The organism is Bradyrhizobium zhanjiangense (assembly GCF_004114935.1).
GTDB classification, from domain to species: Bacteria; Pseudomonadota; Alphaproteobacteria; order Rhizobiales; family Xanthobacteraceae; genus Bradyrhizobium; species Bradyrhizobium zhanjiangense.
On the sequence record NZ_CP022221.1, the window covers coordinates 5,525,614 to 5,539,510 of the forward strand.

Consider the following 13,897-nt stretch of genomic DNA (forward strand, 5'->3'; position numbering starts at 1 on the left):
GACAATACGAGGCTAACCCATGATGCGGCGAATTCCGAAGAACAATCGGCGCGCAAACGCCGATGTCAGCAATGCCTCAGCGCCGCGCCAGCCTTCTAAGATAAGAGCAGAACATGTCGGCCATGGCATCGGCATAGCCTGCGATCTCCGCCTCGCTCCGCGTCTCTTCCGAAAAACTCTTGCCGACCTCGCTGAGCGTCGTCGTAATCAGCTCGCCGGCGAGGCTGCGCGTCGTATCCGAGGCCTTGGGCAGCGCCTCCCGCATGAAGGAAGCGACGATGCCCTCGCCGGCTGCCCGTGCCTCATGCGCCTCGGGCGCGTCGCGATAGAGCGGTGCGGCATCACTGAGCGCGATGCGGATCGCAGCCTCCTCGCACTCGGAGCGAATGAAGGCATGGACCAATGCGCGTAGCCGCGCCGGCGGCGGCCTCGCCCGGTCCGCGAGGATGCCGGCGAGCATCTCGCTGGTGCGTCGCCACTCGTCGCTCTGGAGGCGGAACAGGATCGCCGCCTTGTTCGGAAAATATTGATAGAGCGATCCGACGCTCACTCCGGCCCGCTCCGCCACCCGCGCCGTCGTGAAACGCTGCGCCCCCTCCTTCGCCAGAACCTGAACAGCGGCATCCAGGATGGCCGCCACGAGCTCGGTGGAGCGGGCCTGTTGAGGCTGTTTTCGCGAGGAAATTGAACGGCTTCGACGGTCGGCCATGGCGCCTGCGAGCAATGCGAATAGGAAATGCGACGAATTAGTCGTATTTCGATCTCCGCGCAAGCACGCGCTTCGCCGCGAACTCTGGAGACACCAAATGACCACCCCAACCATCACATTGCTTGCGCCGCTGCTGGATCGACTGTTCAACGAGGCCGAAGCAGCAAGCGGCGCAACGCTGGACGCCGTCGCCGATTTGTCCGATGCCGACCGGGCGCGGATGTTGCGGAGCAAGACCGCCTACCGCGATCTCTATGGGCGCCTGAAGGACGCCCCGCTCGCAGTCTCCCGCGAGACTGGTTTGCTGCTCTACATGCTGGCGCGCAGCTCCCGCGCCAAGGCAATCGTCGAGTTCGGCACCTCGTTCGGCATCTCGACCCTGCACCTTGCCGCAGCTCTGCGCGACAATGGCGGCGGCCGCCTCATCACCAGCGAGTTCGAGCCGTCCAAGGCGGCACGGGCGCGGGACAACCTCTCGGCCGGCGGAGTGATCGATCTCGTCGAAATCCGCGAGGGCGATGCGCTGAAGACGCTCAGTACCGATCTGCCTGATACGATCGACCTCGTGCTGCTCGACGGTGCCAAGGCGCTCTACTCCGATATCCTGGATCTGCTCGAAGGCCATCTCAGGCCGGGCGCGATCATCGTCGCCGACAACGCCGACGACAGCCCCGACTATCTGGCGCGCGTACGTGCGCCCGGAAGCGGCTATATGTCGACGGCCTTTGCCGAAGACGTCGAGCTCTCGATGCGGATCGACTAAGGCCCCATCGAACCGCCAACCCCAGGCCGCCGCACGATGTATCGCGCGGCGGCTTCGTGTTGTCAGCGACCTGTCTTGGAAACTCCGGTCTTGGTGCGTTCCGCATCTGTCGCAGCCCCGTCACTCACACGTGATACCTGCTCCTGGCAAAAGCCATGTTCCCGCGGCTAAACATACCTACCGCGCGGTATCTTTTCGCGCGCTTACGTTCGAGCTCTCATGACATCCGCCTTCAATGCTTACGCCGCGCTTGCCCTCGCCATCGTCTTCGAGGTCACCGCCTCCGCCTTCCTGCAGCAATCGGCGCAGTTCACCCGGCCATGGCCAACGCTGGCGATGGTGCTGTTCTACGTCGCCTCGTTCTATGCGCTGTCGGTCGCGATCCGCGTCATTCCCCTCAGCATCGCCTATGCGATCTGGGGCGGGATCGGCATCATCCTGACCGCCACGGTCTCCTTCGTGCTGTTCCGTCAGATGCTGGACGCCGCCGGCTTCGTCGGCATTACGCTGATCGTGTCCGGGGTCATGATCATCAACCTGTTCTCGGAGACCACGGTGCATTGATGCCGGAAAGCCGCTACGCCCGCGCCAAGCAGCCCGAGCAGGTGCGGCGCGCCCTGCTCGACCACGCTGCTGCCATTGCCATGGACCATGGCGTCTCCGGCGTCACGGTGCAGGCGGTCGCTGCCGCGGCCGGCGTCACCAAGGGCGGGCTGTTTCATCATTTCGGCAGCAAGCAGGCGCTGATCGAGGGCCTGTTCGCCGATCTCCTCGCCCGCGTCGATGCCGAGATCGACAGCGCCATCGAGTCGGATCCCAAGCCGCGCGGCAGCTTCACGCGCGCCTATGTGAATGCGGTGTTCACCGGCAAGGCCTTCGGCTTCGCAACGCCCTGGGCGGCGCTGAGCATGGTCGTCGTCACAGATCCATCGCTGCGCCGGCTCTGGAATGACTGGATCAAGGCCCGGCTGAAGCGCCATCGCGCCACCGATAGCGCGCCCGATCTTCACGTCGTCCGCCTCGCCGCCGACGGCGCCTGGCTGTCCTATGTTACGACAGGACAGACACGCATGAGCGCCGACCTGCGCGCCGTGCACGACCGCCTGATCGCTCAGACCTATCGACGCGCTTAGCCGGGATTCGGGGCGACAGCTATTGGCCCTGCACCGCTTTGGGCGGACGTGGCGATGATCGCGGCGGTTTTGCGCCGGGCTTGGCCGCAGCACGCGGCGGCTCATCGACCGACTCCAGATAGGCGGCAAGCGCCTTGGCGGAATCGGAACTGGTCGCGTAGTGGTCCTTCAGGAACCAGGTCAGCGTCAGGCTGAAGCGTCCCTTGGCAAGGCCCCGAGGGGTGCGGTGACAGGTCGCGCAACCGTCGGCAAAGAGCTTTGCGGGCGACTTGCCGGCGTCGAGATTCTGCGCGGCGGCAACCGTCGCCGTCAGGACGGCAGCAAGAGTCGTCAAGGGCGCGATCAAGCCGCGCCCCGGTCGAAACAGCGAAATCAATGTTGTCCCCTAGCCCGTCTTGCGGTTACGCCGCCAATAGCTGATCGAATTCGGGCGGCGCGTAGGCCTTGCCATCCTGATCAGTGATGACGACCTGCCATCCCTCACTGGCCCACACCCTTGCCTTGGCCACGATGAGCAACCGGCTCTCGCGGGCGAAACTGTACTTCTCGTTGTCGCGTTCTGCGACCATTTTGTAGGCCAATGCAAATCCCCTGGCGTTGCCTGCACCCGCTCCTCTCGTGGCAGCGGGCTTTGGCGGCAATTCGCCAGGAGCGTGGCAATTTGGTGCCATCCGCAGGCAGCACTGTGCCGGGCACGCTTCCAGCCGGGTAACCGGATGAGCGCGCGCCGCGTCCGGGACGCGATCCTGCTTGTCGCGGGCTTGCTTGCCGCCAGGCGCGGAGCGCCGCAGGCGCGTCGACATATCGTGCTGAATCAGCCGCCGGCCCCGTCACGACTGTCACGGAAACCGATCGCGCCTGTCCGAGCCCCGCTAGTGGACGCGGATCACGTGCGGCCGGCCGAGATTGATCAGTCCCTGCACCGCCGAGAGGCGATCGTCGAGGGCTGCGATGGTGAGCTGCAGATTGTTGCGGCGCTCGTCGAGCATGCCTATCTCGGCGCCGGTAAGCTTTGCGTTCGCCCGTTCCTTGTGGATCGCTTCGAGCGATTTGCGCAATCCGGCAATCAGGCCGGACAGCTGCTTGGCCTCCTTGGTCATCGACCGCTTCGCGACATTTTGGCGGCGCGCCTCCGCCTGGCTCTGTCTCATCGTCATCCTCCCGTGCCCCGCTGCCCCGAGTGGATGCTTACAGCTTTCGGTAGAGATATTACGATCGATGAAATCTGCCGGTGAAGAACTGACTTAAATTGTAAGGGCCTTGCGATGGCCAAAGAAAAAGCCCGGCGCTGCGGCCGGGCTTTTTTTGGCAACCCTAGTGCTTTTGATGGCCGCCGCCGGGACCGCCGGCCGGCGCATTGCCGCCGCGCGGCGCCGCATTGATGTGCGGAGCGCCGCCGCCGCCAGGGTGCGACATTGCGGGCGCAGCCGCTCGCGGCGCCGGCGTCTGCGCACGGGCATTCATCGGCGAACCGTGGCTGACGTGCGGCTGGGCGACGTGCGGCGTCGCGGGCCGGGCTGCAGGCGCGGCCGCGCGCGGCGCTTCATGGGCGCGCGTCATCGGCTGCGCGCGAACGGCGGCACGGCTCGCAGCACGGTCGTGCATCATGCGCGCCTGCGCCTCGCGCGCACTGCGGCTCTGCACGGCGGCTCGCTCATTCGCGATGCGCTCACTCCGCGCGGCGCGGGTGCGGTCGATCGTAACCACGGCGTTGCGCTTGGCGATGGCGGCGTTGGGCCGCGCGACCGCGGTATCCGGTCCGGTGACCGCGACATTGCCCCTGGCACGCACGCCGCTGCGCTCAAGTGCGACCGCCGCGTCATGCGTCGCCGCACGACCGATGCGGGCCGCACGTGGATCAAGCGTCATCCGCGTCGCGAAGCGCTGATGCGAAGTCCAGTAACTATTCCAATAGGCATGGCGACGGTACCAGGGACGTCCCGCATAGTAGCTCGACCAGTACGAGGTCAGCACGAACGGGACGACGGGCACGTCGATCTCGTCGACATAGTCAGGGAGATAGACGTAGTGGTTGCGATAGAGATATTCGAGATATTGCGACGATACCCAGCCGCGATCGTCGGAGAAGCTCACATCGCACCAGGCATTGCCGCGCAGGCAACCATGGATGTTGACGCGGGCGCCGCCGGGGATGCGGTCAACCAGGGGAAAGCCCGTGCCCGGCCCGGCGCGCAGACCGGTCGAGACGGTGACGATGCCCGGCGCGGCCAGCGCGGCCGTCGGGACGAGCAGCAATGCGGCAAGTAAAACGCTTTTGAGTCTCATGGCGTGTTCCTCCTCTGCCAGTCGGAACGCGCAAGCAGAACGGGCGTTCCGCGTATGGCGGTCGCATCCGTCGAAAGATCGAGATGCACACCGCGCGCGGTTCAATATTCATTCGCCGTTCATCGGCACAGCGCCCGGTCGCGCTGCCAGGCCGTCAATTCGCTGGCAACATGACGGCGTCAAAGTACGACGCAAGCGCAGCAAAGCCGTCGAGCGGCAGCACGTTCGCGACATACTGGTCCGGCCGCACCACGACCATGCAACCCGCCTTCCGGTCGATGCCGCGCATAGCGAAGACGTCGTGCCCGCTCTTGAGGTCGGGACAAAACATCTTCTCGTAATCGATCAAGCCGTAGCGGCCTTTGCGCGGCAGCAGCAGCGACGGCATCGCCTCGACGGCAAGCTCGCGATGATCCTGCTGGAAGACCGCGCGCAGGTCGATCACGCTGTCGATGTCAGCGCCCGCGGGCGTGTATCGCCTGATCGGCGACTCCCTAGCTTCGGTGAGGAAATTGCACAGCGCGCGAATGGCCGAGCCGCCGGCGGCGGGATCTTCCGCAGGCGAAAACGCATAGATGCGGAAGCGGCCGTCGGCCTGCGCCGCATGGCCGAGATGCACCGGCTTGGCGTCCGCCAGCCGGATCACCGGCGCAGAGTGGAAGCGCTTGCCGATGACGAGACCTTGCGCAAGATGCTGATGCGCGGCCGTGCCGGTGAGAAGCGACGGACGGTAATGCGTCGCGGTCCCTGCCGTGTAACGGCCGTGCCGGACGAAATAGTCCTGCGTCTTCGCCGCATCGGCACCGCCGGCCTTCGCGGCGGAAGCGAGTATCCCCGCCCATTCACGATCGAAGTCGATCAGCTCCTTGGCAACCGCCTGGCGTTCGGCCGAATAGGAATGCAGCAGGCTTGGGGCGCACTGCCCGCGCAGGACGGCGGCAAGCTTCCAACCGAGATTGAAGGCATCCTGCATCGAGACGTTCATGCCCTGCCCCGCCTTCGGGCTGTGGGTATGGCAGGCATCGCCGGCGATGAAGATGCGTGGCAGGCGGGCGGCGACGTCGGCTTCCGGCACGTCGTCGAACTTGTCGGTGAGGCGCTGACCGATCTCGTAGACCGACCACCAGGCGATCTCCTTCACCTCGAGCGTATGCGGCTTCAAAATCCGCTGCGCCTTGGCGATCACGTCATCGGCGGTGATGTTGCGATTGGCGACGCGCTCGCCGATGTCGAGCTTTGCGAGCTCGACATAGAGGCGGACCATGTAACCGCCCTCGCGCGGGATGATCAGCAGGCTGCCGTCCTTCGCCGATTGGATCAGGGCCTTGAAGCGGATATCCGGGAAGTTTGTCACCGCCAGCACGTCCATCACGCCCCAGGCGTGATTGGCGGAATCACCGTGCAGCTCACGTCCGATCGCCTTGCGCACCGTGCTGCGCGCACCGTCGCAGCCAACGACATAGCGCGCCTTGATCGTTTCGACCTTACCCTCGTTTCCGGCATCGACGCGCTCGAGGCGCACCGTCACGGCATGATCGCCGGCACCAGCGGCCGGATCGACATCGAGATCGAGCACGCGCCGGCTGTAATACGGCTCGAGCTTGGCCGGCGATTTCCGCATCACGTCGAGAAAGCCGTCATGGATGCGGGCCTGGTTGAGGATGACATGCGGGAATTCCGAAAGCCCGTCCTCGACGTCCTGCACCCGGCCGCTGCGGACGATGGTCTCTGGCTGCCGCTCGTCCGGCTTCCAGAACGTCGTCTCGTTGACCCAATAGGCCTCCTTCAGCACACGCTCGCTGAAGCCAAAGGCATGAAACATCTCCATGGTGCGGCAGGCGATGCCGTCGGCCTGGCCGACCAGCAGGCGGCCCGGCTTCTGCTCGACGATGCAGGTCTTGATATCAGGGAATTGCGCGAGCTGGGCGGCCAGCGTCAGGCCGGCGGGCCCGCAGCCGACGATGAGGACATCGACCTCTTCGGGCACGGCGCCCGCTGCACCCGAGGCCTGAACGCGCTCGACGGGATCCGCAATCTCAGGATCGCCCGGCTGAAATCCATTCAGATGGAATTGCATGAGCACCCCTCCCGCCAAATTTCTGTTTGGATATTGCTCAGTATGCTGACTATCAGTATACTTGTCAATGATCCGCATCGTCCCTGCCGAACGGAGACCTCGGTGAAAGACAACAACGACATGCCGGGGCATCTGGCGCGCCGGTTCCAGCAGATCGCGGTCGCGGTATTCCTGGCTGAAGTCGGAGATGCCGGCTTCGATCTTACGCCGGTACAATATGCCGCGCTGGCGACCATCAAGGCCAATCCGGGGCTCGACCAGGTGACGCTCGCAGGATTGATCGCCTACGACCGCACCACCATCACCGGCGTGATCGATCGACTGGTGCAAAAGGGCCTCGTCGAGCGCCGCGCCTCCAGCCGCGACCGCCGCGCGCGCGAGCTCGAGATCACCGATGAAGGCAGGCGCACGCTGCGCAAGATCACGCCCGCCGTCGAATCTGCGCAGCGCGTCATGCTGCGCGGCCTCAGCACGAAGGAAGGCGAGGAGCTGATGCGGCTGTTGCGCAAGGCGATTGCCGCCGGCAACGAGCTCAGCCGCGCGCCGCTGCGCGATGTACAGACATAATTAGGCCCGTCGTTTTGTACGTAATTGTCGCAGCGCCGCGAAACCTGGAACTAACGTTCGGCTGTTACGGTCGGCCCGTTCGGCGCTTAACGCGCGATTAACTTTGCGGGTCGGGAGTTTCGGATGTTCAGGTGCATTGTTGCGGCCGCGGCGATCGCGCTCTCGACCGGTCATGCGCTCGCGAATGGCCATGGCGGCGGCGACTCCCCGCCCCCGCCGAAACCCGAGGCAACGACCGCACCGGCGAAGGTGGTCCTGACCAAGCAGGGTCCCAAGCTCGTCGACCTCAAGGGCATGACGCTCTACTATTACGAGCGCGACACCACCGGCAAGACGTCGAACTGCAACGGCAAGTGCACCGAGAGCTGGGTTCCGCTCGCCGCGACGACCGACGCCAAAGCCGTCGGCGATTTCACCGTGATCAACCGCAACGACGGCAGCAAGATGTGGGCATACCGCTATCGCCCGCTCTACACCTCGCCCGCCGACAAGGCGCCGGGTGATGCCAACGGCAATGCCACGACTCTGCAATGGCGGATCGCCAGGCCGGGCGATTAGGACGAGATCGGCCCGCGTGCGTGAGAACCAGATGTGCTTCCGGTGCCGCAGGTGTCGGACACATCACGCCCGAGTGAGCTTTCCTCACCCGCGCCAGAACGCGCCGGTCACGGCCTGCGCGTTTTGCCCAGGCGGCAGCACCACCACGGTCGAGCCCAGCTTCACACGGTCATAGAGATCGATGACGTCCTCGTTGCGCATCCGGATGCAGCCCGACGAGATCGCCTGCCCGATATATTCGGGCTGGTTGGTGCCGTGGATGCGATAAAGCGTGTCCTTGTTGCCGGCATAGAGATAAATCCCCCGCGCGCCCAGCGGATTGGCGGGGCCGCCGGGAACGCGTGCCGGATACGGCCCGAGCCGCGCCTGGATGTCCGCTGTCGGAATCCAGTCCGGCCATTCCGCCAAGCGGCCCACCCGCGCGACGCCTGAGAACGCCATGGCTTCCTCGCCGACCGCGACGCCGTAGCGGATCGCCTTGCCCTCGGGCAGCACGAAATACAGGTAGCGCGCGTCGGTATCGACCAGAATGGTACCGGGCTGCTCCTTGCGATGGTAATCGACGATGTGGCGTAGATACTGCTCAGGTACGTTGGCCTTTGCGTAAGGCGTGTGCGCGAGCAACTGTCGGTCGCGAGCCGTCATGCTCGCATCCGTCGATGGCGAAAGCGTCGTCTGCATGCAGCCGCCGAGCGGCAACAAGGCGACGACGAACAAACAGAGAAGAGATCTTGGCACCACCGGCCCCCCGATAGCGCCCCCAGCCCCGCCAGATGCTGCCCAAATCGTGCTGAAAACAAGGCAAACCGGAACACGTGCGCGTGTTCGACAAAACGGGTTCCATCACCACAAACGGCAGAGGAGCGTCGCATCATCTCCATCTCCTCGCCTTGCTTTGGTCAAACCCGGCTGGACTCGTGCGTCCCAGGGATTTGGGATGGGCCCCACCTCAACAGATCGGCTCCGCGCCAATGCGGAGGACCAAAACTTAAACATCTGGGCTTCAAAAGGAGCTGCGATGCTCGCGACGCTCAACAGCAAGCAAATCGTCGATGAGATCGTGAAGGACACGGTCAAGGACAACGACCCGCACGACGCGGTTCAGATTTCTCCCGAGATCGTGCTGGTCTCGCGCCCGGGGAGCGCGGCGCCAGCGCTGGCGCCAGAGGTCGCACCCCGTCCGGAGCCGAGGTTCGCTCCGAATCCCGCGCGTGCGCCGGAGCCCACGATCAACGTCGTCTACGGCAAGCCCGCTGCGGCACCTTCGGTCGACACGGCGGTCCGTGTGACGGCCAGCGATGGTCCGGGCCATCGCAAGCGATCCGCGGTCGGCAAGTGGCTGCGCGGTGCGTTCGTCACGTTCCTGTTCGCGGGCGGCAGCGCGGCTGCCGCGATTGCCTGGGAGAAGCACGGCGATACCGCGAAGCAAATGCTCGCCGAATGGACGCCGGTAGTGACGTCGTTGCTACCTTCGATCTCGCTGATGTCTTCGACGTCGCAGACGACGCCCGTCGCGGCAGCGGAAGCCGCCCCGCCCGCAGCACCAGCGGCAAACGAATCAACGGCCGATCAACCCGCGACGCCGCCTCCGACCCAGCTTGCCGCCGCGCCCGCAACGGCGCAGCCGGACACCGCGCAAACGTTGCAGTCGATGACGAACGATCTCGCCGCGATGGCGCAGCAGATCGAGCAGCTCAAGGCCAACATCGCCGAGCTGAAGGCCGGACAGGAGCAGATGGCGCGCGAGATGGCGAGGCCGCCTGCGCCGAGGCCAGTGGCTGTCGAGACCAAGCCGGTCGATCCGCGCCCACGCGCCTCTGCGCTTCCGCCGCGGCCTGCGCCGCCGGTTCGCAAGCCCAAGCCGGCTGTCACGCAGACCTACATGCCGGCCTATACCCCAGCGCCGCTTGCACCACCTCCGCCGCCATCGCAGGCTGTCGCAGTCCCGCCGTCAGCTGCTCCGGCTGCGACGACGCAAGCCGTTGCCGATGACGATGGACCAGTCGTGCGTCCGCCGATGCCGCTGCGCTAACGCAGCGCGAGGCGACACCACAGCGTCGCAACGTCGTACGCTGTCCGAGTCGATGTGATGCGTTGAGTCCGGGCGATTACGGGAAGCGACGCTTCGATCGTCTTCCGCTCAAGAGAAAAGGCCGTCGGGATTTATGCCGGCGACCTTCTCTTGCAACTGCCGGTTCCCGGAGCCCGGTTCTGTTGCGATTCCATGCTTCATGGTCGCGCCGCATATTTAATAAAATCTTAATGAGCTCGCATGCTGCACATCATTTCTGCGCCATAAGCACAGAGATTGCGCGGCCGGATCATTCGATAAATATCGACTCGTGATACCATCCCGGATGTGTCGAGATTTCCATTGAAGACTTGTTTTTCAAACTTGGGTCATCACACCGGGGAAGTCGGATGCCATACTACTCCTTCGATCTTGTGGTTGGTGAAGAGTTCAGGAACCAGGGCGGAATCATCCTCGAAGACATCGAGGTCGCCTCCGATCGCGCCGATCAATTGGCATGCGAGCTGTCGCAGGTGAAGCCGGAGCTCCAGCAGAAGGGTTGCTCGGTGCGCGTCACCGATCGCGATCACAACGAGGTCTATCGCACGCCGCTCGATCCCGTGCCGGCCTGGCAACGCTAAGCTAATCTAGCACCGGCGGTTCGAACCAGTTCGTCAGCGACAATCCGCCGTCGACGACGAAGGCTGCGCCAGTGACATAAGCGGAGAGCTTGTTCGACAAGACGGTGAGCGCCATCGGCGCGAGATCATCGGCCTCGCCGAGACGCCCGAGCGGAATGTGCCGCGCCAGCGAGGCATCCGCGACGAACCCGCCGGCTGCGATCGCGCCGGGCACCAGCGCGTTGACCCGGATGTCGTGCTGGCCGAACGTCTTGGCGAGCTCCTTCACCAGTATCGCCATTGCCGCCTTCGCCGTCGAATAGTGCGGCAGGTTGCGCGGCGTGCCGGCATGCAGCGAGGTGAGAAACAGGAACGAACCCGGCCGCTTCGCCGCAATCAGCCGCTTCGCGATCTCGCGCGCCAGGTGAAAGCCGGCATCGAGATTGACGGCATGCATATCCTGCCAGGTCTTGCGATCGACCGCGAGCGCATGATCCGCCTCTCGCCGCGGCGGAGACGCGCTGTGGACGAAATGCGTGACGTCCCCGAGCGCCCCCTGTGCGGCGGCCAGCAGCTCATCGCAGGCTTCGAGCCTGGCGAGATCGCCGATCCAGGGCACCGCCAGCTCGGGCCTCCTGCTCGCGCCGATCGCGACCTCCACCCGCTCGGCACTGATATCGGCGAAGACGGTCCGCACGCCCTCGCCAACCAGGGCCTGCGCGATCGCGCGGCCGATGCCGTTGCCTGCGCCGGTGACGAGTGCGGTGTCGCGTGCGGGATCAAATGGCGTGCTGAACAGGCTCATGTCGCGCTCCGAGGCCGGAAAGCGCCAGGTTAGCGCACCGCACGGAGGGACGACAATTGCACTCCGGTCCCATTGCAGAGCGGCGCGCCGGACGCTAGCCTCTCAAAAAACGGAGGAGATACCAAGGATGCGCACTGGTTTTCTGATGACGGGCCTGTTGCTGCTGGCTGCACCGGCCCACGCGGCCGACGCGCCGCCGCGGTCGACCTATGTGACGATGGTGTTGCAGGCCTTCGCCGCCAAGGTCGAATGTCCGGGCACGGACCTCGTCTATCAGGACCTCGTGCAGAAGGCGCAGCAGATGCACCTTCCCGACGGCACCACCGAGAAGGTGCGTAAGGCGATCGCCTGGATGCACACCGGGGGCAAGATGGGCGAGAAGCAGGACGACGATTTGATGGCCGAGGTCGCAGTTGCGACCCAGGCGACCGATATGGACCAGCGCCGGCTCGGAATGCAAGGCTGGTGCGAGGCCCAGAAGACCAACCTCGCCGGATTGATCCGCAGCAAGGGCGGCTAGCAGGCGGCCGTTGCAGCGTTAAGCACGCTGCGACGAACCGCTGCTTCGGCTAACAATCGTCACAATCCTCCACACCATGCCGCTCTTCGAATTCGAACCGGAGAGCCCTCATGCGGAGTATCCATTTCGTTTTCGCCGGCGCAATTGCGGCCGCCGCGGTGCTGACCGCGCCCGCCCTGGCGAAGAATTCCGACGCCCAGAAAGGCGAGGAAAAATCCACCTCGTCGTCATGCAGTGCCTATCAGCAGGCGCCGGACGGATCGTGGGAACCCCTTCCCTGCAAGGAGACGGGCGAGCGCGCGCAGCCCCAGACACAGCATCGCACTCCGCAGCGAGGCGCTGACCGCGAGGAGCGTTGAGCGCGCCCAGGCCCTACGACTGTCAGCTCTGGTGCGGACCGCGCATGATCTTCATGGCGTCGACAATGTGACGCCATTCCTTGGCCTCCTCGGCCTCGCCGCGGCCCTCGCAGGCTTGCGCCTGCTCGGCGGCCTTCGCAATCGCAGCGAATCCGTGCTGTTCCAGCATCTGCCGCGCGACGGTGTGGACCTGGACCTCGGACATCATGGGCGCTCTCCCGGTGGACGGAAACCGCGGTGCATCGCTCCCGCGAGTCTCTCACAACGATTGAGCCCGGGGCCTCGTTCCGTGCCGCCACCTGAGCGCACGACAAAGGCGGCCCGCCATGCCCGGCGGACCGCCTTCTCACCCACCCCAATTTGGACGCGTCGGCCGTGTCCCCTACGCGACCGCCACGCGCTTGCGCTCGATATCGTTGGGCACCTCGATATCGACTTCCAGGGTCGATACCTCGTCGCCGCGCTCGAGCCGGACGATGACCTTGGTCGGGTCCAGCGTGACATGCTTGGACACGACGGCGAGAATTTCCTCACGCAGCACACCGAGCAGATCAGGCTGGCCACGCATTCCGCGTTCATGGGCAAGCAGGATCTGCAACCGTTCGCGAGCGACGGGTGCAGTGGCTTTCTTGCCGCGGAGAAGTCGAAGCAGACCCATGCTCATGCAGCCCTCCGTCGCAGCAGGCGGTCCATCAGACCTCTGCGCTCGGCGGGAACGTGCATCGTCACGTTCTCGCCGCAGAGGCGCTTGGCCGCGTCCATATAGGCTCGCGCCGGCGCTCCATCCGCGTTCGACAGCGTCACCGGCGTGCCGACGTTGGAGGCCTTCAACACGTCCTGGCTCTCGGGGATGATGCCGAGCAAGGGTGTTGCGAGGATTTCGAGGATATCGTCGATGGTCAGCATCTCGCCGCGCGCGGCGCGGGAGGGATCGTAGCGCGTGATGAGAATGTGCTTCTCGACCCGCTCGCCCTTCTCGGCCCGCACCGTCTTGGAATCGAGCATGCCGATGATGCGATCGCTATCGCGCACCGACGAGACTTCCGGATTGGTCACGATCACGGCCTCGTCCGCGAAGCGCATCGCCATGGAGGCGCCGCGCTCGATGCCGGCCGGGCTGTCGCAGATCACCCAGTCGAAGCGGCTGCGCAGATCGGCGATGACCTTGCCCACGCCCTCCTCCGTCAGCGCGTCCTTGTCGCGGGTTTGGGAAGCCGGCAGCAGCCAGAGATTCTCCAGCCGCTTATCCTTGATCAGCGCCTGCGGCAGCTTGGCCACCCCCTGCACCACGTTGATGAGGTCGAACACGACGCGGCGCTCGGCGCCCATGACGAGGTCGAGATTGCGCAGGCCGACGTCGAAATCGACCACGACGACCTTGTCGCCGCGTTGCGCGAGCGCAGCCCCCAACGCGGCGGTCGTCGTGGTCTTGCCGACCCCGCCCTTGCCTGATGTCACGACCAGTACCTTACTCATCTGAAATGTCTCC

20 protein-coding genes are annotated in these 13,897 nt (G+C 65.0%); 9 read left to right on the plus strand and 11 right to left on the minus strand.

Going from position 1 to position 13,897, the window contains the following annotated elements; translation table 11 throughout:
- Positions 1 to 76: 76 nt before the first annotated feature.
- Entirely contained in the window at positions 77 to 709 is a 633-nt protein-coding gene (locus tag XH85_RS26440; RefSeq protein ID WP_128934146.1) for a TetR/AcrR family transcriptional regulator, read from the minus strand.
- Positions 710 to 806: 97 nt separating this feature from the next.
- Here XH85_RS26440 and XH85_RS26445 point away from each other — a divergent pair, with 97 nt between their 5' ends.
- The 3 genes from XH85_RS26445 (at position 807) to XH85_RS26455 (ending at position 2,605) form a co-directional block, all read left to right on the plus strand.
- Complete coding sequence (locus tag XH85_RS26445; protein WP_128934147.1) at positions 807 to 1,472, plus strand: O-methyltransferase; 666 nt, start codon at positions 807 to 809, stop codon at positions 1,470 to 1,472.
- Positions 1,473 to 1,691: 219 nt separating this feature from the next.
- On the plus strand, positions 1,692 to 2,036 hold the full coding sequence (locus XH85_RS26450; RefSeq protein WP_128934148.1) for a DMT family transporter: 345 nt from the start codon (positions 1,692 to 1,694) through the stop codon (positions 2,034 to 2,036).
- On the plus strand, positions 2,036 to 2,605 hold the full coding sequence (locus XH85_RS26455; protein ID WP_128934149.1) for a TetR/AcrR family transcriptional regulator: 570 nt from the start codon (positions 2,036 to 2,038) through the stop codon (positions 2,603 to 2,605). The genes XH85_RS26450 and XH85_RS26455 overlap by 1 nt, the downstream gene beginning before the upstream one ends.
- Before the next feature lie 19 nt (positions 2,606 to 2,624).
- Here the strand turns inward: XH85_RS26455 and XH85_RS26460 are convergent, their stop codons facing one another.
- The 5 genes from XH85_RS26460 to XH85_RS26480 form a co-directional block, all read right to left on the minus strand.
- A complete protein-coding gene (locus XH85_RS26460; protein WP_128934150.1) occupies positions 2,625 to 2,939 on the minus strand; it encodes a hypothetical protein in 315 nt (104 codons plus the stop codon).
- Between the two features lie 67 nt (positions 2,940 to 3,006).
- Positions 3,007 to 3,186: a hypothetical protein gene (locus XH85_RS45965; RefSeq protein WP_128944298.1), complete on the minus strand. Its 180-nt coding sequence runs from the start codon at positions 3,184 to 3,186 to the stop codon at positions 3,007 to 3,009.
- A gap of 291 nt (positions 3,187 to 3,477) precedes the next feature.
- Positions 3,478 to 3,756, minus strand: coding sequence for a hypothetical protein (locus XH85_RS26470; protein WP_164935072.1), 279 nt, complete (start codon positions 3,754 to 3,756; stop codon positions 3,478 to 3,480).
- 163 nt (positions 3,757 to 3,919) lie between these two features.
- Complete coding sequence (locus XH85_RS26475; RefSeq protein ID WP_128934153.1) at positions 3,920 to 4,891, minus strand: SH3 domain-containing protein; 972 nt, start codon at positions 4,889 to 4,891, stop codon at positions 3,920 to 3,922.
- 154 nt (positions 4,892 to 5,045) lie between these two features.
- Complete coding sequence (locus XH85_RS26480) at positions 5,046 to 6,968, minus strand: FAD-binding monooxygenase (protein WP_164940465.1); 1,923 nt, start codon at positions 6,966 to 6,968, stop codon at positions 5,046 to 5,048.
- 102 nt (positions 6,969 to 7,070) lie between these two features.
- On the opposite strand from XH85_RS26480, the gene XH85_RS26485 reads away from it, so the two are divergent.
- Together XH85_RS26485 and XH85_RS26490 are read left to right on the plus strand one after the other, a co-directional pair.
- Positions 7,071 to 7,535, plus strand: a complete 465-nt coding sequence (locus tag XH85_RS26485) for a MarR family winged helix-turn-helix transcriptional regulator (RefSeq protein WP_128934155.1) — start codon at positions 7,071 to 7,073, stop codon at positions 7,533 to 7,535.
- Positions 7,536 to 7,658: 123 nt separating this feature from the next.
- The gene (locus tag XH85_RS26490; protein WP_128934156.1) at positions 7,659 to 8,093 is read left to right on the plus strand and encodes a COG4315 family predicted lipoprotein; all 435 of its coding nucleotides are present in this window, start codon (positions 7,659 to 7,661) and stop codon (positions 8,091 to 8,093) included.
- A gap of 84 nt (positions 8,094 to 8,177) precedes the next feature.
- Here XH85_RS26490 and XH85_RS26495 read toward each other — a convergent pair whose 3' ends face one another.
- A complete protein-coding gene (locus tag XH85_RS26495; RefSeq protein ID WP_164939878.1) occupies positions 8,178 to 8,774 on the minus strand; it encodes a L,D-transpeptidase in 597 nt (198 codons plus the stop codon).
- A gap of 337 nt (positions 8,775 to 9,111) precedes the next feature.
- Here XH85_RS26495 and XH85_RS26500 point away from each other — a divergent pair, with 337 nt between their 5' ends.
- Together XH85_RS26500 and XH85_RS26505 are read left to right on the plus strand one after the other, a co-directional pair.
- Positions 9,112 to 10,125: a hypothetical protein gene (locus XH85_RS26500; protein WP_128934158.1), complete on the plus strand. Its 1,014-nt coding sequence runs from the start codon at positions 9,112 to 9,114 to the stop codon at positions 10,123 to 10,125.
- A gap of 389 nt (positions 10,126 to 10,514) precedes the next feature.
- Positions 10,515 to 10,745, plus strand: coding sequence for a DUF6894 family protein (locus tag XH85_RS26505; RefSeq protein WP_091888123.1), 231 nt, complete (start codon positions 10,515 to 10,517; stop codon positions 10,743 to 10,745).
- Between the two features lies 1 nt (position 10,746).
- On the opposite strand, the gene XH85_RS26510 is transcribed toward XH85_RS26505, so the two are convergent.
- A complete protein-coding gene (locus XH85_RS26510; RefSeq protein WP_128934159.1) occupies positions 10,747 to 11,529 on the minus strand; it encodes an SDR family NAD(P)-dependent oxidoreductase in 783 nt (260 codons plus the stop codon).
- 127 nt (positions 11,530 to 11,656) lie between these two features.
- Between XH85_RS26510 and XH85_RS26515 the strand changes: the two genes are divergently transcribed.
- Both XH85_RS26515 and XH85_RS26520 read left to right on the plus strand, forming a co-directional pair.
- Positions 11,657 to 12,049 carry a hypothetical protein gene (locus XH85_RS26515; protein WP_128934160.1) on the plus strand — a complete coding sequence of 131 codons (393 nt, stop codon included), beginning with the start codon at positions 11,657 to 11,659 and terminating at the stop codon, positions 12,047 to 12,049.
- A 110-nt stretch (positions 12,050 to 12,159) separates the two neighbouring features.
- Positions 12,160 to 12,408 (plus strand): hypothetical protein, encoded by a 249-nt coding sequence (locus XH85_RS26520; protein ID WP_128934161.1) that lies wholly within the window; start codon positions 12,160 to 12,162, stop codon positions 12,406 to 12,408.
- A 22-nt stretch (positions 12,409 to 12,430) separates the two neighbouring features.
- Here the strand turns inward: XH85_RS26520 and XH85_RS26525 are convergent, their stop codons facing one another.
- The 3 genes from XH85_RS26525 to minD form a co-directional block, all read right to left on the minus strand.
- Complete coding sequence (locus XH85_RS26525) at positions 12,431 to 12,616, minus strand: hypothetical protein (RefSeq protein ID WP_027572193.1); 186 nt, start codon at positions 12,614 to 12,616, stop codon at positions 12,431 to 12,433.
- A 174-nt stretch (positions 12,617 to 12,790) separates the two neighbouring features.
- A complete protein-coding gene (minE, locus tag XH85_RS26530) occupies positions 12,791 to 13,072 on the minus strand; it encodes a cell division topological specificity factor MinE (protein WP_091888131.1) in 282 nt (93 codons plus the stop codon).
- Positions 13,069 to 13,884, minus strand: a complete 816-nt coding sequence (gene minD, locus XH85_RS26535; protein ID WP_018644673.1) for a septum site-determining protein MinD — start codon at positions 13,882 to 13,884, stop codon at positions 13,069 to 13,071. The genes minE and minD overlap by 4 nt, the downstream gene beginning before the upstream one ends.
- Positions 13,885 to 13,897: the final 13 nt, after the last annotated feature.